The organism is Achromobacter mucicolens (assembly GCF_029866465.1).
In the GTDB taxonomy this organism is placed as follows: Bacteria; Pseudomonadota; Gammaproteobacteria; order Burkholderiales; family Burkholderiaceae_B; genus Achromobacter; species Achromobacter mucicolens.
On sequence record NZ_CP123364.1, the window covers coordinates 2,892,043 to 2,913,027 of the forward strand.

General features: G+C 63.2%; 13 protein-coding genes. 4 read left to right on the plus strand and 9 right to left on the minus strand.

Annotated elements, in window-relative coordinates:
• The first annotated feature begins 375 nt into the window (after positions 1-375).
• The 3 genes from QEP15_RS13270 to QEP15_RS13280 all read left to right on the plus strand — a co-directional run bounded on the left by QEP15_RS13270 (position 376) and on the right by QEP15_RS13280 (position 3,617).
• On the plus strand, positions 376-2,604 hold the full coding sequence (locus QEP15_RS13270) for an NADP-dependent isocitrate dehydrogenase (protein WP_280147538.1): 2,229 nt from the start codon (positions 376-378) through the stop codon (positions 2,602-2,604).
• A gap of 346 nt (positions 2,605-2,950) precedes the next feature.
• Positions 2,951-3,331: a type II toxin-antitoxin system RelE/ParE family toxin gene (locus QEP15_RS13275; RefSeq protein WP_279992109.1), complete on the plus strand. Its 381-nt coding sequence runs from the start codon at positions 2,951-2,953 to the stop codon at positions 3,329-3,331.
• Positions 3,315-3,617 carry a helix-turn-helix domain-containing protein gene (locus tag QEP15_RS13280; protein WP_279992108.1) on the plus strand — a complete coding sequence of 101 codons (303 nt, stop codon included), beginning with the start codon at positions 3,315-3,317 and terminating at the stop codon, positions 3,615-3,617. Before QEP15_RS13275 ends, QEP15_RS13280 begins: the two co-directional genes overlap by 17 nt.
• Positions 3,618-3,631: 14 nt before the next feature.
• Here QEP15_RS13280 and QEP15_RS13285 read toward each other — a convergent pair whose 3' ends face one another.
• The 9 genes from QEP15_RS13285 to QEP15_RS13325 form a co-directional block, all read right to left on the minus strand.
• The gene (locus QEP15_RS13285) at positions 3,632-4,435 is read right to left on the minus strand and encodes an ABC transporter permease (protein ID WP_280147539.1); all 804 of its coding nucleotides are present in this window, start codon (positions 4,433-4,435) and stop codon (positions 3,632-3,634) included.
• Positions 4,426-5,070: an ABC transporter ATP-binding protein gene (locus QEP15_RS13290; RefSeq protein WP_376750978.1), complete on the minus strand. Its 645-nt coding sequence runs from the start codon at positions 5,068-5,070 to the stop codon at positions 4,426-4,428. Before QEP15_RS13290 ends, QEP15_RS13285 begins: the two co-directional genes overlap by 10 nt.
• Before the next feature lie 96 nt (positions 5,071-5,166).
• Positions 5,167-6,294, minus strand: a complete 1,128-nt coding sequence (locus QEP15_RS13295; protein ID WP_280147540.1) for a hypothetical protein — start codon at positions 6,292-6,294, stop codon at positions 5,167-5,169.
• On the minus strand, positions 6,294-6,599 hold the full coding sequence (locus tag QEP15_RS13300; RefSeq protein WP_279992557.1) for a hypothetical protein: 306 nt from the start codon (positions 6,597-6,599) through the stop codon (positions 6,294-6,296). Before QEP15_RS13300 ends, QEP15_RS13295 begins: the two co-directional genes overlap by 1 nt.
• 293 nt (positions 6,600-6,892) lie before the next feature.
• Positions 6,893-7,780 carry a hypothetical protein gene (locus QEP15_RS13305; RefSeq protein WP_175234436.1) on the minus strand — a complete coding sequence of 296 codons (888 nt, stop codon included), beginning with the start codon at positions 7,778-7,780 and terminating at the stop codon, positions 6,893-6,895.
• A gap of 221 nt (positions 7,781-8,001) precedes the next feature.
• Positions 8,002-10,662, minus strand: coding sequence for a T6SS effector BTH_I2691 family protein (locus QEP15_RS13310; RefSeq protein WP_280147541.1), 2,661 nt, complete (start codon positions 10,660-10,662; stop codon positions 8,002-8,004).
• A 375-nt stretch (positions 10,663-11,037) separates the two neighbouring features.
• Positions 11,038-11,790, minus strand: a complete 753-nt coding sequence (locus tag QEP15_RS13315) for an amino acid ABC transporter ATP-binding protein (protein WP_152385503.1) — start codon at positions 11,788-11,790, stop codon at positions 11,038-11,040.
• Positions 11,791-11,821: 31 nt separating this feature from the next.
• Positions 11,822-12,475 (minus strand): amino acid ABC transporter permease, encoded by a 654-nt coding sequence (locus tag QEP15_RS13320; RefSeq protein WP_056318568.1) that lies wholly within the window; start codon positions 12,473-12,475, stop codon positions 11,822-11,824.
• 131 nt (positions 12,476-12,606) lie between these two features.
• Positions 12,607-13,398: an amino acid ABC transporter substrate-binding protein gene (locus QEP15_RS13325; RefSeq protein WP_056318565.1), complete on the minus strand. Its 792-nt coding sequence runs from the start codon at positions 13,396-13,398 to the stop codon at positions 12,607-12,609.
• A gap of 328 nt (positions 13,399-13,726) precedes the next feature.
• Here QEP15_RS13325 and QEP15_RS13330 point away from each other — a divergent pair, with 328 nt between their 5' ends.
• Entirely contained in the window at positions 13,727-20,953 is a 7,227-nt protein-coding gene (locus QEP15_RS13330) for a DUF4347 domain-containing protein (protein WP_280147542.1), read from the plus strand.
• Positions 20,954-20,985 lie beyond the last annotated feature (32 nt).

The window sequence follows — 20,985 nt, forward strand, 5'->3', positions numbered from 1 at the left end:
CTTTGTCAAACGCGCAAGTTGGGCTCGATCCGCAGCAAGTTGGCCCGCCGCAAGCGATCCGTCCCTGAAACCTTGGGCCTATGCATATTGCGTCGCCATCATGAAATGGAACCATTTCCCGGCGCAATGCGTAGCACGGTATTACAATGGAAAGTTCGTGGCGGTCGCACCTTCCAAGGCGGACCCGGATACGGCCCTTTCAATCGGGCCGGCCGGTCCAGTCAAACAATAGGACGGGCGGCGGTCATGTTGGGTGGACGGCTTGCCTGCGCGTCCCTCCATACGAACCCACTCTCGACAACATCTACCGGCGTACGCCGCATAGCATGTTCGGGTTTGCGCGTTAATCGCCTGAGCCGAACAGATTCAAGGATCATGTCTCTTACTCCGAAGATTATCTATACCCTCACCGACGAAGCTCCGGCACTTGCAACCCGTTCGTTGCTGCCCATCGTCCAGGCATTCGCCAAACCCGCAGGCATCACGGTCGAGACCCGCGACATTTCGCTGGCAGGCCGCATCATCGCCCTGTTCCCGGATTACCTCGAAGACGGCCAGAAGCTGTCCGACGCCCTGGCTGAGCTGGGCGCCCTCGCGGTCAAGCCCGAAGCCAATATCATCAAGCTGCCCAACATCAGCGCCTCGATGCCCCAACTGAAGGCGGCCATCAAGGAACTGCAGGACCAGGGCTACAAGCTGCCGGATTACCCGGACGCCCCCGCCAACGACACCGAGCGTGACGTCAAGGCGCGCTACGACAAGGTCAAGGGCAGCGCCGTCAACCCGGTCCTGCGCGAAGGCAACTCCGACCGCCGCGCCCCGCTGTCGGTCAAGAACTACGCCCGCAAGCACCCGCACAAGATGGGCGTCTGGTCGTCCGACTCCAAGTCGCACGTCGCGCACATGAGCGAAGGCGACTTCTACGGCACCGAGAAGTCGGCCCTCATCGCCCAAGCCGGCGACGTCAAGATTGAACTGACGGCTGCCGACGGCACCAAGACCGTCCTGAAGGAAAAGACCCCGGTCAAGGCCGGCGAGATCATCGACGCCGCCGTGCTGTCGACCGCCAAGCTGAAGTCCTTCCTGCAGGCGCAGATCGACGACGCGCGCGCCAACGGCGTGCTGTTCTCGGTCCACCTGAAGGCCACCATGATGAAGGTCTCGGACCCCGTCATCTTCGGCCACGTGGTCTCCGTGTTCTACAAGGACGTCCTGGCCAAGCACGCCGACGTCCTCAAGCAGGCCGGCTTTGACCCCAACAACGGCATTGGCGACCTGTACGCCAAGATCCAGTCGCTGCCCGCCGACCAGCAGGCCGCCATCACCGCCGACATCGACGCCGCCTACAAGACGCTGCCGCAGCTGGCCATGGTGAACTCCGACAAGGGCATCACCAACCTGCACGTGCCCAGCGACGTCATCGTCGACGCGTCCATGCCCGCCATGATCCGCGACTCGGGCAAGATGTGGAACGCCGAAGGCAAGCTGCAGGACACCAAGGCAGTCATCCCCGACCGCAGCTACGCCGGCGTCTACCAGGCCGTCATCGACGACTGCAAGCGCAATGGCGCTTTCAATCCGGTCACGATGGGCAGCGTGCCCAACGTCGGCCTGATGGCCCAGGCTGCCGAAGAATACGGTTCGCACAACAAGACCTTCGTCATCCCGGCCGCCGGCACCGTGCGCGTCACCGACGCCACCGGCGCGGTGCTGCTGGAGCAAGCCGTCGAGGCCGGCGACCTCTGGCGCATGTGCCAGACCAAGGACGCCGCGATCCAGGACTGGGTCAAGCTGGCCGTCACGCGCGCTCGCGCCACCAAGACGCCCGCCGTCTTCTGGCTGGACGAAAAGCGCGCCCACGACGCCCAGGTCATCGCCAAGGTCAAGCAGTACCTGAAGGACCACGACACCAGCGGCCTGGACCTGCGCATCCTCGACCCCGTCGAAGCCACCAAGTTCTCGGTCAAGCGCATCCGCGAAGGCCTGGACACCATCTCGGTCACCGGCAACGTGCTGCGCGACTACCTGACCGACCTGTTCCCCATCATGGAACTGGGCACCAGCGCCAAGATGCTGTCGATCGTGCCGCTGGTCGCTGGCGGCGGCCTGTTTGAAACCGGCGCGGGCGGTTCGGCGCCCAAGCACGTGCAGCAGTTCCTGGAAGAAGGCTTCCTGCGCTGGGATTCTCTGGGCGAATTCATGGCGCTGGCCGAGTCGCTGGACCACCTGGGCCGCACGTACAAGAACCCGACCGCCCAGATCCTGGCCAAGACGCTGGATCAGGCCACGGCCAAGTTCCTGGACGAAAACAAGTCGCCCGAGCGCAAGGTCGGCGGCCTGGACAACCGCGGCAGCCACTTCTACCTGGCGATGTACTGGGCCCAAGCCCTGGCCGCCCAGACCGAAGACCGCGCCCTGGCCGCCCAGTTCGCGCCCGCCGCGACCGCGTTCTCGGAAGGCGAGAACAAGATCCTGGACGAGCTCAAGGCAGCCCAAGGCAAGCCCGTGGACATCGGCGGCTACTACCAGCCGAACGAAGCCAAGGCCAGCCAGGCCATGCGCCCCAGCGCCACGCTGAACAAGGTGCTGGCCTCCATCGGCTAAGCGTCCCCTGCTTTGCCAGCTGGCGCAAGCTGGCTGACAGACAAGAAACCGGCAGTCCCGTTGGGGCTGCCGGTTTTTCTTTGGACGCGCCGGATTCCTGCATTCGTGGGCGACCTCGGAGGGGTGCCCGACAGCCGTTGAGCCGCGGCTGCAGGCTGCTGATTGTCTTCCTAGGATGCCTGACACCTTGCAGCGCAATGTTGTCGATATCCAAAATCCGACTGACTTACGAGGGCTGCCCCGACCTCCTACTACGAATGCGCGAGTAAGTTCATTTCTCGCGGCCACGCAATAATGTGTGGCGCCTAACTGTACCCGTTAAGGGTACACTTTGGAGTGTTCTGGAATGGTGGTGCTAAAGCGCAAATCTTTTACCCGGTGGCAGGCCGCCGAACGGTTGTCTGACGCCGTGCTGTGTGGCGCGGTCCGCGAAATGGAATGCGGCCTTGTTGTCGCCGATCTGGGCGGTCATCTGTACAAGCTTCGAGTGGCGCGCCCCGGGGGCGGCAAACGTGACGGCTACCGGACGCTGGTATCGGCCCGCATTGGAAGCCGATATGTGTTCTTGCACGGATATCCGAAAAGCGACAAGGCGAATATCACCGATGCAGAAAAGAAAGCCCTGCAATTTACAGGCAAGGTCTTTCTTGACCTGAAAGTAAGCGCCCTGTTAAGTGCCTTGCAGTCCGGCGTGTTAATCGAGGTGAACTGTGAGCAAACTCATTGAATCTCTGCGCGAAGATCTCGCCGCGCTCTACCATGCGGGGTCGATAGACAAAGTCACGATGCGGGACTTTGACGCTATCTGTCCTGCCCCCGTCCGGGATTTCAGTCCGGGCGATATTAAACAGCTGCGTGAAGATTTACGGTTCAGCCAACCTGTATTCGCGCTGCACCTGCACACCAGCACTTCGACCGTCAAGAAATGGGAACAAGGCGACACGCGCCCTACCGGCCCTGCATTGAAGCTTCTCAATCTCCTGGCTGACAAAGGGCTGCACGCCATCCTTTGACGGCCGCCACCGCATCACACCCACCCCGGCATCAACCTGTCCAGCCGCAGCCTTCCACGCTCATCGGTCAATCGGCGCATGGCGCCGTAGGCTGCGCCCATCGCTGCCATGCCGCTTGCGCCGCACAGCAGGAACATCAGCAGGATCTGGTATTTGGCCGCGTCCACCGGGTCCATGCCCGCGATGATCTGGCCGGTCATGATGCCGGGCAAGGTGATGATGCCCGCGGCGGACATCTGGTTGATGCTTGGCACGATGCCGCGCCGCACGGATTCGCGCAGCAGCGATGAGAACGCCTGGTGGACCGTGGCCCCCAGTGCCAAACGTGCCTCGATACCCAGCCGTTCGCGGCGCACGCCCGACAACATGCCGTCCAGCGCCAGGCTGGCGGCATTGAGCACGCTGCCCAGCACAATGCCCACCAGTGCAATCGTGTAGCGCGGGTCGTACCAGGGGTCTGGACGCAACGCCGTGCTCAGGATGAACAGCGCCGTGATCAGCGTGGTGCTGGCCACCGCCAGCGTGCCGACCCAGCCGTTGCCGTGTCCGGTCAGGCGCGCCTTGGGCCGGGCGGCCACCTCGCGCGCGGCCAGCGCCATCATCACGGCCACCACCAGCGCCGTCAGCCATGGCGCGGCGTGGGCGAACACGATGCGAAGGATCTGGCCGACCAGGAGCAGTTGCACCACCGTCCGCACCGCCGCCCACAGCACCTGCCTGTGCAGGTTCAGGCGCAGCGCAAAGGAAATGCCGGCGCTTAGCAGCACCAGCAGCGACGCGATCACCAGATCCAGCGCCTGCAGTTGGATCACGTCCATAGGGGCTCCATGCGGCCCTGCGTCATCCGCCAGCTTCGGCGCGCCAGACGACCGGCCTGCTCGGCGCTATGCGTGACGATCAGGATGCCGCCACCGCGAGTCAGAAACCGCGCCAGTTCGGCCTCGACCAGCGCCGTCGCGACCTCGTCCAATGCCGCGGTCGGCTCGTCCAGCAGCAGCACGCGCGGCTCTTGCAGCAGCGCGCGCACGAGTCCCATGCGTTGGCGCTCGCCCGTGGACAGTTCGTGGACCAGCGCATCGAACTTGTCCTCGGCCAGCCCCAGCCGGCTCATGACCCCGACCGCCTCCGCGCGGTCCGCATAATGCGCGGACACATGGTCATCCCACCAGCCGGCCTCGGCCTGGCAATACATCACCTGGCGCCGCCATTCGAAACCGCGCATGGCCGACCGGCGGCGGCCATCCAGCTCGGCCTCGCCGTGTCCGGGATCCAGGTCGGCGATCTGACGCAGCAGCAGCGATTTGCCCGACCCCGACGCGCCGACCACGGCCGAGCACTCCCCCGCGGCCAGATCCAGGCTCACGGGCGCCAGGCGCTCGCTGTACAGGCCGCGCAGTCTGAGCAGCGGCGGAGCGTCAGAATCGGAGTGCGTGGAAACCGGCATGGGGGGCATGGGTATGCATCATATCGAATAGTCGGCGATCATCGAACGTCCAAGCCCTATAACGGCATACGCAAGTCGACTGATCATCTCAACGTGCAGGTATCATCAGTTCCGTTCACGCTTCTTACCCACGCGCGACGAACTCTCGGGGGCCCGCCCCGGCCGCAATTTCCAGCGGTGCGCATTGGCCAGCAATTGTGACTGAACGTCCGGCGGATAGTCAGCGACGGTAGTGAAAGCGGGCGCCGGCTTTCCCGGCTGGCCTGCCTCACGAATGACGCGCGGCCAACGGGGCCGCCAGCACAGCAACAACGAAGCCCAATGCGAGAGCCCGACGATAACGAATGCAGGCGAGATCAGCACGCAACCCAACCACGTCAACGGGCCGCTGTTGCGCAGAAACGGACCTAGCGCCTCGAACTGCGCCGTGAAGGCTGGCCAGGGCAAAGGCAGCTGCGAGCTGATGCGCGGTCTCTCGACAGCTTGCAGACCGCCCTCGTCCATGTACCGGCGGATGAATTCCCATTCGCACTGCAGGTCGGAGAGACGGCTGCTTTGCCTTCCAATAAACACAGCGGTCGGAAAGGGCAGGTCCGTGTTGTCACCGGGGTACCAGCCCATCACCAACCTCAATCCGGGAATTTCCTCCGTATGCACACCCTCCCAAGGTAGAACCAGAATCCCCCCGCAGCTCGCCGGCCGATGTAGAAAGACTTGACGGGTGATACGGTTGAAGCGAATCAGGAGGTGGCGTGATGTGAGCATTTCAAGGCGAGTGAAGCGAAATGCATACTTGAAATACAGCCAGAGCGCTCCAGCCGTCACCGTGGTCCCCAAAAGAAAAGTGAATAGATCACCGATATACAGGTCTCGGCCAAAGGCGACTCCAGAGCCGGATAGGACTGCCCAAAGCAATCTTCCGTCTATGTCTATCCATGAACCCACCATGAAGTACATGATGACGATCGTGAGCAGAGAGATGAATCCTCTCTTGTCTTCTAAACCACCGCAGCGCATTTCAAGGTATGCGTCGGTGCATGCATAGACCGGCCCCTTTGTTCTAGCCTGGCCGAACCGCTTCGCAGATTGGCGCGCACGGTCCTCCACAAAGCAATCTTCATATGCCGGCTGAACGATTGGGATCGCCTGACTCTGGTATTCCTCGAGATTTTTCCTTAACCACGCGTCCGGTTTCAGACATACGAACCAAGAGATCCACTCAGCGATGTACATCAGATGATTTCCAAAAGCGCGCTATACAAGGCGGCCAACTCTTCTTCGGCACGCTTGTAAGTCTTCTCATACTTGAACTTCGGACCACGGTAGAGGGAACGCTTGCACCACTTTTCGAGGGCATCGTCATCAAATATCGTAATGACCACCGTAAAGGCAACTGTAATTAAGGTCCCACGAAGCAACACGCGCCGCAAGAAAAGGATTACCGCTTGTCGAGCCAAAACTGCGGAGACGCGAGAAAACAAATTCCACCAGGCAGCGTATTTCGTCGTTGTCGCGCGTTCGGCCAGCATCTTGATCATTGGGCGCGCCGCCGCAAGCGCCAGACCTGCTTGGCTGACTATCACGGCAGCGGCCAACTCCGCAGACCGCTAGCCATCTGCGTTAGCCCTGTGGACGAGGCCTTCATTGCCTTGTGACGCGTGGCGCAAGGCAATGAAGGCCCAGGCTGGCGTACCAGGCCAGGACTCCACCTGACAGTCCCGCATTGCTCGATTCGTCCGTCTCTTAGTACACGCTATCCGCCTCAGTTCGGGTGTTGATAGTGTTTGAGAAAAACTTTCTGTGGGCGGCGGGTGGAAGCCGCTCTTCCTCCTCACCCACGATGTTTTCCCTCGCGTGACGCATTCGCAGGGGCCCGCCCCGGCCGCAATTTCCAGCGGTGCGCATTGGCCAGCAACTGTGACTGAACGTCCGGAGGATAGTCAGCGACGGTAGTGAAAGCGGGCGCCGGCTTTCCCGGCTGGCCTGCCTCACGAATGACGCGCGGCCAACGTGGCCGCCAGCACAGCAACAACGAAGCCCAATGCGAGAGCCCGACGATAACGAATGCAGGCGAGATCAGCACGCAACCCAACCACGTCAACGGGCCGCTGTTGCGCAGAAACGGACCTAGCGCCTCGAACTGCGCCGTGAAGGCTGGCCAGGGCAAAGGCAGCTGCGAGCTGATGCGCGGTCTCTCGACAGCTTGCAGACCGCCCTCGTCCATGTACCGGCGGATGAACTCCCACTCAGCTTGCAGGTCGTACAGACGACTGCTTGGCTTTCCCACCAACGCAAAGTTCGGAAACGGCAACGGCGTATCGTCTGGAAACCATCCGAGCATAAGGCGCTGACCCGCCATCTCCATCGAGGTTGTGCCGTTCCAGGGCAAGACAAGGACACCGCCACAATGCGAAGGTCGATGAAGATAGACTTGACGAGTAATCCGATTAAACCGAACCAGCAAGTGACGGGACGTCAACACCTCTAGACGACTGAAGCGGAATGCGTGCCTGAAGTAGAGCCAAAGCGGCACGCCAAAAATAATGACGTCGAACGCCAAATCAAAGTACTGCTGCCACCCGATTGAACTGTCATACCACTTCATCGAGCCGAGCAGCACTGCAAAGAGAATTGGTCCCGAACTAACGGCCCACGCATATAAAATCATGCCTACAAAAATTGCAGTGGCGAGCGTGATAAGCCCCCGCTTGTCTTCCATTCCCCCGCAACGCATCTCCATATATATATCGTTAGCGGCGTACACTGGGCCGCGACTGACAGCGCGATCGCAACGTTTTGCCTGTTGGGCCGCTCGCTCTTGCGCAACATCTTCTACGTAAGACACAGCTCGTGGCGAGGGCCGTGCGCCTCCGGAATGGCTCCCTAATTCCTCATCCGATTTCAAGCAGCCCCACCACATCATCCACTCGGTCGCGTACATCAAGCCACCTCATTCAGGGCGCCATAGACGCTCGCCAATTCTTGCGCTGTGTCTTCAAACGGCTTCTCGTTCTGAAACTTTGGTCCGCGATACGATGTACGCTTGCACCATTTTTGCAGAGCGTCATCATCGAAAATTGCAATTGCCACACTGGCTACGACCAAAATTCCCGTCCCACGGAGTAGCAGGCGGCGCAAAAATAGCGCCACTGCGTCCTTGGCAAAGAAGGCTGAAATGTCTGCCATCATGCCCAACGAGACGCTCCAGCGTGAGAGCACAGCCCGCTCTGCAACAATGCGTAGCATCGGTGCAGCCGCTCCCAAGGTTAAGCTTGCTTGCCCTGTCGCCATCAAGAGAGTCGTGACAAACCGGATCCGAAATGCTCGGGATAGCGATGTTTTTTTCTCTTTCGCCGCGTTCTGCATATCAATCAGATCATACGTAGCGGCGATCGCACCTCCCATGATCGCCAACGCCCCATCCCACAGCCGCAGCCTCCCCAAGAACACCGTGGCCCCCACCCCGGTCGTGCTTCCGGGATTGAAGTGCCTCAACACCAGCTCCGTCCCGCAGGCCAGCATTTCGATCCCCGCCGCGCCGGCGGTCAGCACGGCGGCCGCCAGCTCGGCTCTCTGCCTGTCGTTCTGAGGCAGGCTGTGCATTCTTAATCCGAGCAGGCCGGCCTCAAGCAACAGCAGCCACCCGCTGGCCCTTACCTTGTAGAACTCGCTGGAGTGCGCATCCACCAGCTCCGTCGCGAAGGCGAATTGGACGTTCTGCTTGATCTGGCCTCGCATGACCGTCCGGTCCGCGCTGTGGCCGATGGCCTGCAGGTCCTCTAGCCTGAGGTTGACGGCGCGCTCGCCGATGCTGGCGGCGAGCCAGCTGCGGGTGGCCCTGTGGACGAACCATTCGTTGCCTCGCGAGGCGTGGCGCAAGGTCTGGCGGCCCAGGCTGGCGTACCAGGCCAGGACTCCGCCTGACAGTCCCGCATTGCTCGATTTGTCCATCGCTTCGTACACGCTATTGGCCTTGTCAAAGAGCTGCCCTAGCGTCTTTGCCATTTCGAGGCCCGTGCGCGTGTACTGGTAAATGGTTTCGCCGGCAGCGAGCGCCGGCTCGGATTTCGCGGATTCGCGGATGCGGTCCATTTCCGCCAGGATGGCATCCTGATTCAGTCCAAAGCTTCGCAGCGCGAGGTTCTTGCGGTCTCGCACCCCACCCTGCCACCACTCTTGGATGACGTTGGCACTGCTTTCGCATCCTTCCGCACCGAAGACGCACAGTCCTGTCTGACCCGCAAACCGCCAGCCGCTGGCAAGGTCGGCATCGTCATAGACTTCCAACCCATCCAGTAATTGCTCGCTCTGCAACCAGACTTCGTATGGCAGTGCCCGACGCGCCGCTTCCTGTTCCGCAATTCGACACTGGGTCTCGAAACCCGCGAGCGCCTGTTGCATGGCGTAGATCTGCAACGCCGCTTTCGGGTCCGGCGGAGTTACGTACTTGCTTTCGAAGCGGGCGCGGTATTCGCCGCTGTCCAGTTTGGCTTGCACCCGAGCTCTTATCGTGGCTTCGTAGTTGCGCACGTGCTCCTGGGCTGCCGCTTCCCAGCGCTTCTGCTGCGCCTCGTCGAGGATCCAGTTGCGCCCCCGCGCCATCTCGGGATTGAACACCTTGTCCCGTTCGATCTCGATGTAATGCTGCGCCTCCAAGGCAGCAGACCTTTCTTCAAACTGATTCCGAACATCGCCGAACGCCTGCGCGACCAGAATCTTGCGTTCGTTGCTGATGCCGTTGTTGGCCCCACCCCTGTTCAAGTAGTCCTTCAGCGTCTCGACGGCCTCGTTTCGCCAGGCGTTGAGTTGCTGAGTAATGCCGATGGGGTCGCGCAGCACGATAGCGGCGCCGCGGGCTCGGGTGACCGTCGGCCTCAAATCCGACGCGACCAATTGCGGGGCGTGGTGATAATCCGGGTCGGAATGGAGCTGATTGGCAAGCGTGGGCGCCAAGCGGGTATGGGCCGCGGCGATGCTCTCGGCAATGCCATTGTCCGTGGAAGACATGTCGAGCACGTCGGGAGCAAACGAGCAGATGCTGGCGATTTCCTTGATGTCGAATGCCTGCAGCTTGTTGCGCAACGAATCGGTATCGCGCAACTTGTCGAGCATGCGCTCGGTAAGCACGTCCGGAGTGAACAGCAGGCGCGCTTCCTGGATGTCTTCCGGGGCCTTGAACAGGATGGTCCAGCCGCCATATCCCAGCAGGCGGCGCGGTTCGGGCGCGTACTGCGAATCTGGCGAGTAAGGCCAGAATGGGGAGAACACCCCTGTCCCTGTCGCTCGCCACGCGCTTTCGCAATTCCATTTTCCGAAGCGCTTGATGAACGCGTACAGGTAACCCTGGCGCATGGCGCGCACGGCGTAGCGGACGCCTTTGGCGTGCAACGCGGGCAACCCCAGGCCGAGATTGCGAGGCAGATCCGGCGCCAGCGCGGCAAGCGCTTCCGGATCTTCGCTGGTCACCACGGCATAGCGCAGCGGAAGAATGGCAACTTCGGACTTGCAGTCGACGCACGGGCTGGGCGCTTCGTCCCGTCGAGTACTGCGCGCGACGTCGACTGCCTGCGATAGCAGCTCTTCCAATGACACCTGGTTCATGACCGCGGTCCAGGACGCCGTGATGGTGAAATGCCGTGCTGAAGTGCGCTGGCTTCCCCATCATTGGCGCCAACGATAAACAGGAAAATCGGACGAGATTGGGCGGGCACGCGGCGCTCCGGTGGCTGCGGCCCGGCTCGAAAGACGTTATTGCTGAGGCGGCCGCTATGGGGTGGGCGTCCGCCGCGTACCCTGACCGGAAGCGCCCTAGCTTCCCACCTGATGCACCCGAGGACGATCGCCGTGATCGTGCTCGCGCATCTGAAACGTGTACATCAAAAGCTTCTTAAATATGCCCGTCGTCCCAACCTTGTGCATGGCACACGGAGGATACGCTCGGGTTCTCTGGCGCAACGCCCCACCCAGGCCGCTTACTCAAAGCATATGCGCCAGGAACTCCCGGCTGCGCGCATGCTGGGGCGCGGCAAAGAACGCGGCGGAAGGCGCTTCCTCGACGATGCGGCCGTCGTCCATGAAGATGACGCGATGCGCCACTTCGCGCGCGAAGCCCATTTCGTGGGTCACGACCAGCATGGTCATGCGTTCGTCGGCCAACTGCTTCATGGTGCGCAGCACTTCGCCGGTCAGTTCCGGGTCCAGCGCCGAGGTGGGCTCGTCGAACAGCATGATGTCGGGCTCCATGGCCAGCGCGCGGGCAATGGCGACGCGCTGCTTCTGGCCGCCGGACAGGCGGGTGGGATAGTTGTCGCGCTTGTTCAGAAGGCCGACCTTGCGCAGCAGTTCTTCGGCCTTGGGCACGATCTGGGCGCGGGTCATGCCCTTGACGGTGATGGGCGCCTCGATGATGTTCTGCAGCACCGTCATGTGCGGAAACAGGTTGAACGACTGGAACACCATGCCCATCTTGCGGCAGATGCGGCGCACGTCGGCGTCGCTGGCGTATTGGCTGCGCGCGCCGGTGACGGCGGCCGCCATGGTTTCGCCTTCCACCACGATACTGCCTTCGTCGATGGTCTCAAGGTGATTCAGGCAGCGCAGGAACGTGCTCTTGCCAGAGCCCGACGGGCCGATCACCGCGACCACCTCGCCCTGCTCCAGGGTCAACGAAACGTCGTCCAGCACCCGGTTCGCGCCGAAGGATTTGACGATGTGGCGGGCTTCGATCATGACCGGGCGCATGTTCAGCCCGGCCGGGGAATTACTGGTCATATTTGGCATAGCGCTTTTCCATGTGCTGGAAGAACCACGTCAGGAGCAGCGTCATCAACAGGTAGAAAGCCGCGGCGACCAGGAACGGCGTGGTCGTGAAGTCGCGCTGTACGATCCCGCGCGCGGTGCGCAGGATGTCATTGAGGGCCAGCACGTAGATGAGCGAGGTGTCCTTGACCAGCGTGATGGTCTCGTTGCTCATGGGGGGCAACACGCGCTGCACCATCTGCGGCAGGACGATGCGGCGCAGCGTCTGCAGGTAGGTCATGCCCAGCACCTTGCTGCCTTCGTACTGGCCACGGTCCACCGACTGGATGCCGGCGCGGAAGATCTCGGCGAAGTACGCGGCGTAGTTCAGGGCGAACGCCACGACGGCCGCCGGAAAGTCGGGCAGCCGGATGCCGATCACCGGCACGAACGGCAGCGCGAAGTAGATGAACAGCATCTGGAGCATCAGCGGCGTGCCGCGCATCAGCCAGATATAGCCATTGACGGCGCGGCTGAGCAGCGGCCACTTCGAGATGCGCGCCAAGGCCAGCACAAGGCCCAGCGGCACGGCAAGCGCCAGCGTGATGAAAAACAGCGTCAAGGTCACTTTCGCGCCTTGCGCCATGGGCCCCAGAAGGGAAAGTACGTAGTCCATGCAGTGGGTTCGCGCCGCGCGGGCAAGAGAGAATCATGGGCGAGCCCGCCTGGCCTTGCGGTGCCGCGGCGGGCTGCGAACTGCAACGGCAAAGGCGCCGCGGCCGGTTGGGCCGCGGGCGCTTTTCTCGTTTACTTGATGATGTTGGCGCCGAACCACTGCGTGGCGATGCGGCCGGCGGTGCCGTCCTGCTTCATCGAGTCCAGCGTCTTGTCCAGCTTGGCCAGGAGTTCGGTGTCGTCCTTGCGCACGCCGACGCCGTAGTCTTCCGTGCCGAAGTTCTCTTCCAGCACGCGGTATTCGCCCGCGCGCTTGCTGATGAGGTAGCGGCCCACGACTTCGTCGACGACGATGGCGTCCAGACGGCCCGCGGCCAGGTCCATCAGCGCGGTGACGTTGTCGCCGAACTTCTTCACTTCCTTGATCTGCGCGGCAACCGGATCCTTGGCGATGGCGTCGGTGGCGCTGCTGCCGTCCTGCGCGCCGACGACCTTGCCGGCCAGGTCATTCTTGACCTTCACGGGCGAGGTGTTGCCCACGATGATGATCTGGTGGTTGGCCATGTAGGGCGCGGTGAAGCTGATGTTCTTCTTGCGCTCTTCCGTGATGGTCAGGCCGTTCCACAGCACGTCGACGCGCTTGCCGTTCAGCTCGGCTTCCTTGGCGCTCCAGTCGATGGGCTTGAACTCCACTTCGATGCCCAGGCGCTTGCTGGCTTCCTTGGCCATGTCGATGTCAAAACCGACAATCTGGTTGCTGGCGTCGCGAAATCCCATGGGCGGGAAATTGTCGTCCAGGCCCACGACAACCTTCTTGGGCGCGGCCGGCGCCTGGGCGCTCGCGGCGGGCGCGTTGTCGCCAGGACCGCAGGCCGTGAGCAGCGAGGTTGCGGACACAAGAAGTACAGCTGTCAGTTTTTTCATCGTTGTGGGGTGCGCCAGGCGCAGGTAGGGGGATACCGGAAAGGCTGGCCAAAAAGCCGCGAGGCGGTATTTTAGCGTTCCTGGCGGGAAGCGCCGGCGGGCGGTCGCCGACGTTTCTGCGGTGGTTGCGTTTCGAGCCCTCGACGAATGCCTTCGCGCTTCTGAGGCGGCTAAGTTACGGACGAGAAAAATAATGTTAATACTCGTCACTATTGACACATTAAGTTGTAAGATCGCGATACAACGCCCCGAATATTGCGGACTTCGACACCCTGGGTCTCCAGGCTCGTTTACGGCGACAGCCGCTGGCGGCATGGAGAAGCAGGTCATGAAGAAGGTCAAACAATGGTTGGCGGGCAGCCTGAACGGCGCCAACCGCCCCCGCCCCGCCGTGGCGGCGTCTCCCCTGCTGATGGCGCTGGAGCCTCGCATTGTCTATGACGCCTCGGTGGCGGCGCTCTCCGCGCAACCCCACCAGGCCGATCCCGCGCCGGAGATCCATCGCGCCGGCGAACCTCAGGCCGACGCCCCTTCCCAAGCTAACGCCACGCCGCCAGCCGTTTCGGCCGGTCAGCCTCGAGCCTCGGATACGCCCCCGCCCGCCGCCGCCCAGGCCCAGTCGGCGGGCCGCCAGACTGCGCAGGACGGAACCCAGACCGCCGACAGGCAGCAACAAGACCAGCAGGCGGCCGCCGACGGCATCGCGGTGTCGAGCCTGCAATCGCAGGTGGTGTTCATCGATCCCAGTGTCGAAAAGTATCAGACCCTGATCGACGGGCTGGCTCCTGGCACGCAGTATGTCGTGCTGGATGCCCGATCCGACGGCTTTGCCCAGATTGCGCAATATCTCCAATCGCATCCCGGCGTGGACGCGATCAGCCTGATTTCGCACGGCTCCAACGGCGCGATCCAGGCCGGCTCGACCTGGCTGACCGCCTCCTCGCTGGCGGCGCACAGCGCCGACCTGGCGCGGATCGGCGCGGCGATGAACCCGGGTGGCGATTTCCTGATCTACGGATGCGACATCGCACAGCAGGCCGATGGGCAGGCGTTGGTGCGCCAGATCGCCGACCTCTCGCACCTGGACGTCGCGGCCTCCACCGACGCCACGGGCGCCGCGACGCGGGGCGGGGACTGGACACTCGAGTATCACGCGGGCGACGTTCAATCCACGTTGAACGCTTCGCCGATCGCGCTGGCGCAGTACGGCGGCCTGCTTGCGGTCACGACCGAAACCTACGATACCGCCGCCTCCAACAATTTTTCTGCCGTTGGCCAGTCGCAATTTACGCTGAATGGCATTACGTACACATTTGACCGGGCGGCCAATTCCTACGCATACAACGACAGCAATAGCCCGTTCGGGCCGACCGATATTACCGACGGCCCGACCGACGGCGTGCTGCTGCTCAATGCCGACGGCACCTCAGTCATGAGAAGCGTGACGATCTCGCTAGCCAACGGCCACACATTTTCGCTGCAAGGCTTCGATCTCAGTTCTTTCAATGGTGACCTGTACATCCAGGCTAACTACAAGGATGGATCGCACAGCGCACTGATCCAGTTGGCGACGGCTACGGTAGGCGGATTCGTGGGTACGGTATCGAACCAGAACCAGCTGGGTTCGGCGTTCGACAACATCGTCTCGTTTTCACTGATCGACCAGAACGATACCGGCGCCTTCGAACCCTCCCTGGACAACCTGGCTTATACCGAAGTGGGCGCGTTCGTCACCACCAGCCCCGGCAATGCGGCGTGGTCATCGGCCAATAACGGCGTAGGCGGCACAGCGGTCGCCATCGATCCGGGCCTGACGCTGAGCGGAACGTCCACTGCTATCTCGGCGACGGTACGGATCACCAATTTTGTCGTCGGCGATCAACTGGGATTCACGGCGCAAAACGGCATCTCAGGCAGCTACAACGCAAGCGTCGGCGAGCTCCGGCTGACCGGCACCGCAAGCCTCGCGCAATGGCAAGCCGCGCTGCGGTCAGTCACGTTTTCCAGCACGATGGCCTCGCCCAGCCTCTCGGACACCACTCGGTCGATCGCTTTTTCGTTCAGTGACGGACAGAACGACAGCGATGTTGCCACCCGCAATATCACGATCACGGAAACGCCCCAGACGCCCCTCGTCAGCGACGGCTCGCCCGCCAACACCAACTACGTGGCGGGCTCTGCAGGCATCGTCGTCAATAGCACCATCAGCGTCAGCGACGCGGACAGCCTGAAGCTGCCGGCCGGGACCGTGACAATTTCTGCCGGCTACATCGCGGGCGATACCCTGTCCTTCAATAACTCCAGTGTGTCCCTGTACGGCGACATCATCGGGAGTTACGACTCGGCGACGAGAACCTTGTCCTTGACTTCCGTGTCCGACAACGCCACCGTAGCCCAGTGGCAGAACGCACTGCGGGCCGTGACGTTCTCGGCTGGCGCCTCGACATCCGCCGGCCTGCGCGACATCACATTCTCGGTCCGGGACAGCGCCAGCACCAGCGCGCTGCTGCATCACAGCGTCCAGGTTGAAACGCCTCTGGCGGTCGCCCCTGGTGCCGGCTCCGCGTCGTTCACCAGCGGCGACAACACGATCTCCACGCCCGTCGCCGTCGACGCGGGCCTCACGCTCAGTGGCGGCAACAGCGCCACGTTGGCCAGCGCGACCGTCGCGATCACCGGCAATTTCCAGGTGAATCACGACGAACTCGTCTTTATCGGCAATCCGGCAACGTCGGGCGATATTTCCGGCGTCTACGACAGTGGCACGGGCGTCCTGACGCTGACCTCCGCGGGCGGCGCCTCGCTGGCGCAATGGCAGACCGCCTTGCGATCCATCCGCTTCACCAATGATCTGGTCGTGCCCAGCAGCGCCACGCGCACGGTCAGCTTCCAGATCAGCGATGGCACGCAGACCAGCGCCGTCGCCGCGCGCTCGGTGACCGTGACCGCGACCGACCAGACCCCATTGCTGGGCAACAGCGGCAACACCGCCCATTTTGTATCCGGCGACAACTCAGCCTCCACGCCCGTTGTCGTCAACAGCGCCATCACCGTCAGCGATGCGGACGGCGGCCCGCTGCAGCAGGCTGTCGTCACCATTTCCGGCAACTACCAGCCAACCGACCTCCTGCGTTTCGTCAACAACAATTCGGCCCTCTACGGCAACATCTTTGCTACTTACGTCAATGGCGTATTGACGTTGAACTCCAGCGGCAGCACGGCAACGCTGGCCCAGTGGCAAAACGCGCTCCAGGCAATCACGTTCACCTCGACCGCGGTCATGCCGACCACGGCCACGCGCACCGTCAGTTTCAGTGTCAGCGACGGCACAAAGATCAGCGCGGCCGCCCAGTCATCGATAACGGTTACGGCCTCCACGCAAACCCCTATCCTGTCCGGCTCGGCGGGCAGCGTTACCTTCACACAAGGCGACAACGCGCCCGGTACCGCCATCGTGATCGATGCTGGCATCATGGTCAGCGACCTCGACAGCGCCACCCTGACGCAGGCCAACGTCGTGATCGCCAGCGGTTATCACAGCAACGGCGACACGCTGCTGTTTACCAACGACGGCGCGACGATGGGCAACATTACCGGGTCCTATTCGTCCGGCGTGCTTGTGCTGACTTCCAGCAACGGCTCGGCCACGCTGGCGCAATGGCAATCCGCGCTGCGTTCCATCCGGTTCACGGACATTGCGGCGGTGCCGAGCACGACGCAGCGCACCATCAACTTCGTCATCACCGACGGCTTCAAGGTCAGCGCCAGTATCCAGCGCATGATCGATGTCCAGCGGGTTGATCAGTCGCCAGTGCTGACGAACAGCGGCGGCAGCTCAACCTTCACATCGGCCGACAACGCGCCGTCCACGCCCGTCGTGATCGATGCGTCGCTGACGCTAAGCGATCCGGACACGCCGACCATGGTCTCGGCCACGGTAAGGATCACGGGCAATTACCAGATGGGCGAGGACGTGCTGACGATGGGCGGCGGCTCGTTTGGCGACATCCAGGCGACTTTCGATGCCGCAACGGGCACGTTGACGCTGACCTCGGCCGGCGGCTCCACCACCGTGCAATGGCAGGCCGCGCTGCGCTCGGTCACCTATACCGCCACGTCGGCCGTGCCGCAGACCTTCAACCGCACCATTTCCTTCTCGGTCAACGACGGCGCCAAGTCCAGCGGCATCTCCGACAAGGCCATCATCGTCATCGCCACCCATCAGACGCCCGTGCTGGGCAGTTCTGGCGACACCTTGACCTACCTGCCGGGCCAAAGCGGCAAGATCATCGACAGCGGCCTGACGCTGACGGACCGCAATGTCGCGGGAGCTTCGCTTGTGGCGCTGACACTGGAAGCGCGGATTACGTCGGGCCTGCAGCAGGGCGACATCCTGAGCTTCGACCTGCCGCCATCGACGCTGACGAATGGGATGACCGTTACCTACGATGCCGCCGTGGGCAAGCTGACCATCGCATCCACCGGCGGCACGCTCGCGCAGTGGCAATCGCTGCTGGCCAACATCCACTTCTCGGCCGCGGCCAGCGCGCCGCTGGGTGCGCGCACAGTCGAGTTCACCATCAGCGACGGCGTCAAGACCAGCGCGCCGCTGTCCTACACCGTTGACGTCATCAGTTCGGCGCCCGCATTGTCCAGCCCCAGCACGGGCTCCGTCTCGTTCGTGGCGGGTGACAATACGTCGTCCAGCCCGGTCGTCATCGATGGCGGCCTGCTCCTTGCCTCCCCGCTCGGCAACGTCGTCGACTCGGCCGTCGTCGCCATCACGGGAAATCTGCATTCAGCCGAAGACGTTCTGTCGTTCGTCAACAACGGCCTGACCATGGGCGACATCACCGGCAGTTACAACGTGCTGACCGGCGTGCTTACCCTGAACTCGGCGAGCGGCACCGCGACGCTGGCGCAATGGCAGGCCGCGTTGCGCTCGATCACCTACGCCGACACCCGGGTCTCGCCCAATGCGGCGACGCGCACGATCAGTTTTTCCGTCAATGCCGGCCCGCAGTTCAGCAACGTCCTGACGCGCGCCATCACGGTGACGGCCACTGACCAGACGCCGTTGATCTCGTCCGGCAGCACCGGTGCGGCATCTTTCGTGGCAGGTGACAACACGGCTTCGACGCCCGTGACCGTGGACAGCGGCATTGCGCTGTCCGACCTCGATAACGCGACGCTGGCCTCGGCCACCGTGCAGATCGGCGCCGGCTTCCGTGCCGGCCAGGACGTGCTTGCGTTCGCCAACGATGGCGTGACGATGGGTAATATCGTCGCAGCCTACGACGCGGTCAACGGCACGCTGACGCTGACCTCGGCCGGCGGCACCGCCACGCTGGCGCAATGGCAGGCTGCGCTGCGCGCCGTCACCTATCGCAACACGGCCGTTACGCCAGATACCGTCACCCGCAGCATCGGCTTTGCGGTCAACGACGGCATCAAGCGCAGCACCACGCTCACGCGCGACGTCACCGTCACCGCCACCGATCAGACGCCGGTGATTTCCTCCGGCAGCACCGGTGCCGCGTCCTTCGTCTCGGGCAACAACACGGTCTCGACGCCCGTGACCGTGGATGGCGGCATCACGCTGTCCGACCTGGACAACGCGACGCTGGCCTCGGCCACCGTGCAGATCGGCGCCGGCTTTCATGCCGGCCAGGACGTGCTTGGCTTTACCAATGACGGCCTGACGATGGGCAACATCGCCGCCACGTACGATGCGGCTCATGGCACGCTGATGCTGAACTCGGCGGGCGGCACCGCCACGCTTGCACAGTGGCAGGCCGCGCTGCGCGCCGTCACCTACCTCAACACGGCCATCACGCCCGATACCGCAAACCGTAGCATCGGCTTTGCGGTCAGCGACGGCGCCAAGGCCAGCGCGATCCACACGCGCGACGTCACCGTCACCGCCACCGGTCAAACGCCGGTGATTTCGTCCGGCAGCACTGGCGCGGCGCCATTCATCTCGGGCGACAACATGGCCTCGACGCCGGTGGCCATCGACACCGGCATTGCGCTGTCCGACGCTGACAACGCAACGCTGACCTCGGCCACCGTCCAGATCGGCGCGGGATTCGTTGCCAGCGAGGACCTGCTTGGCTTCATCAACGACGGCCTGACGATGGGCAACATCGCCGCCACCTACGATGCGGCCCACGGCACGCTCACGCTGACCTCGGCCGGCGGCTCCGCCACCCTGGCGCAATGGCAGGCCGCGCTGCGCGCCATCACCTACACCAACACCGCCATCACGCCCGATGCCGTCACCCGCAGCATCGGCATTGCGGTCAACGACGGCGCCCAGACCAGCGCGGTCTTCTCGCGCGATGTCGCCATCACCGCAGTGCGGCAGACGCCGCACCTGAGCGACGACGGCGCATCGCCCGTCTACACCGCCAGCCAGGATGCCAGCCCGGTCGCGGTGGGCACCGGCATTACGCTGACCGACCGCAATGCCACGCCGCCCACCACGGCCACCGTGTCCTTCAGCGGTACGTTCGATCCGCAACGCGATGTGCTGGGCTTCGCGGCAACCGCGCAAACCGGCGACATCGTGGCCAGCTACGATCCCGCATCGGGCGTGCTGACGCTGCGCTCGGTCAATGGCGCGGCGACGGTAGCGCAGTGGCAGGCCGCACTGGCCGCGGTCACCTACCGCGACTCGCAGGCCGAATCCACCGACGGCACGCGCACGCTGTTGTTTAGCGTGGCCAATGGCGACAAAACGAGCGCAGCCCTGCAGCGCACGCTCCACATCGAAGGCGTGTCCGCGTCCAGCCAGGTTGGCGTTCCCATCCTGCCGCAGCCGCAGCAGAATGTGGACACGGCGCTTCGGGATGACAACGGCGATACGTCCGAGCGCTATCTGAATCCCGCCCAGGCGCCGGCCATCGAGACGGGCGTGTATGAATTGCCCACCGGGCGCGTGGGAGACGCAAGCACGCCCTTCTACACGCTCGTTGCGCAAGAAGGCCGTAACCCAGGCATGGCGCCGAGCCCGGTGGGCGTCCCCAAGATCGAGCGCGTCACCGGCGATTTCCGTTACATCCCGCCGGAGCTCGACTTCACCTCGCGCGTCCAGGCGTTGCCTTCCGTCGACATCCCACAGCGATATGTCGCTGGCGTTGCGTTCTCGGTGGTCGTGAAGATGCCGTTCGTGATGGATGCGCAGGCGATGCGCGCCGACCTTCACTCCATCACCACCGCAAGATTGCCCGGCGGCGCCCCGCTACCGGCCTGGCTGCACTACGACGCCGATTCCGGCGAGCTGACAGGCACGCCCCCGGCTGGTGTAGACCAGCTGCGCATCGTGCTTCAGGCCGGCGGCTTCAGCCGAGAGTTCGTCCTGCACTTCGAGGCCCGGGGCAACCAGCCGGCCGCCCCGGCCCGCCCCGGCATCAGCGAGCCCCGCGCCGCGTTGCCCGCCGCCAAGGACTCGCTGGCCGCGCAATTCGCCAACGCGATGGCTGCCTTGCACATTTCGCACAACGACGCGGCGCCGTCTGCGGCCCCCCACACTGCAACCGAGCACCGGTCATGACCCAAGGTTTCGCCCTTACCCCCGCATTTACT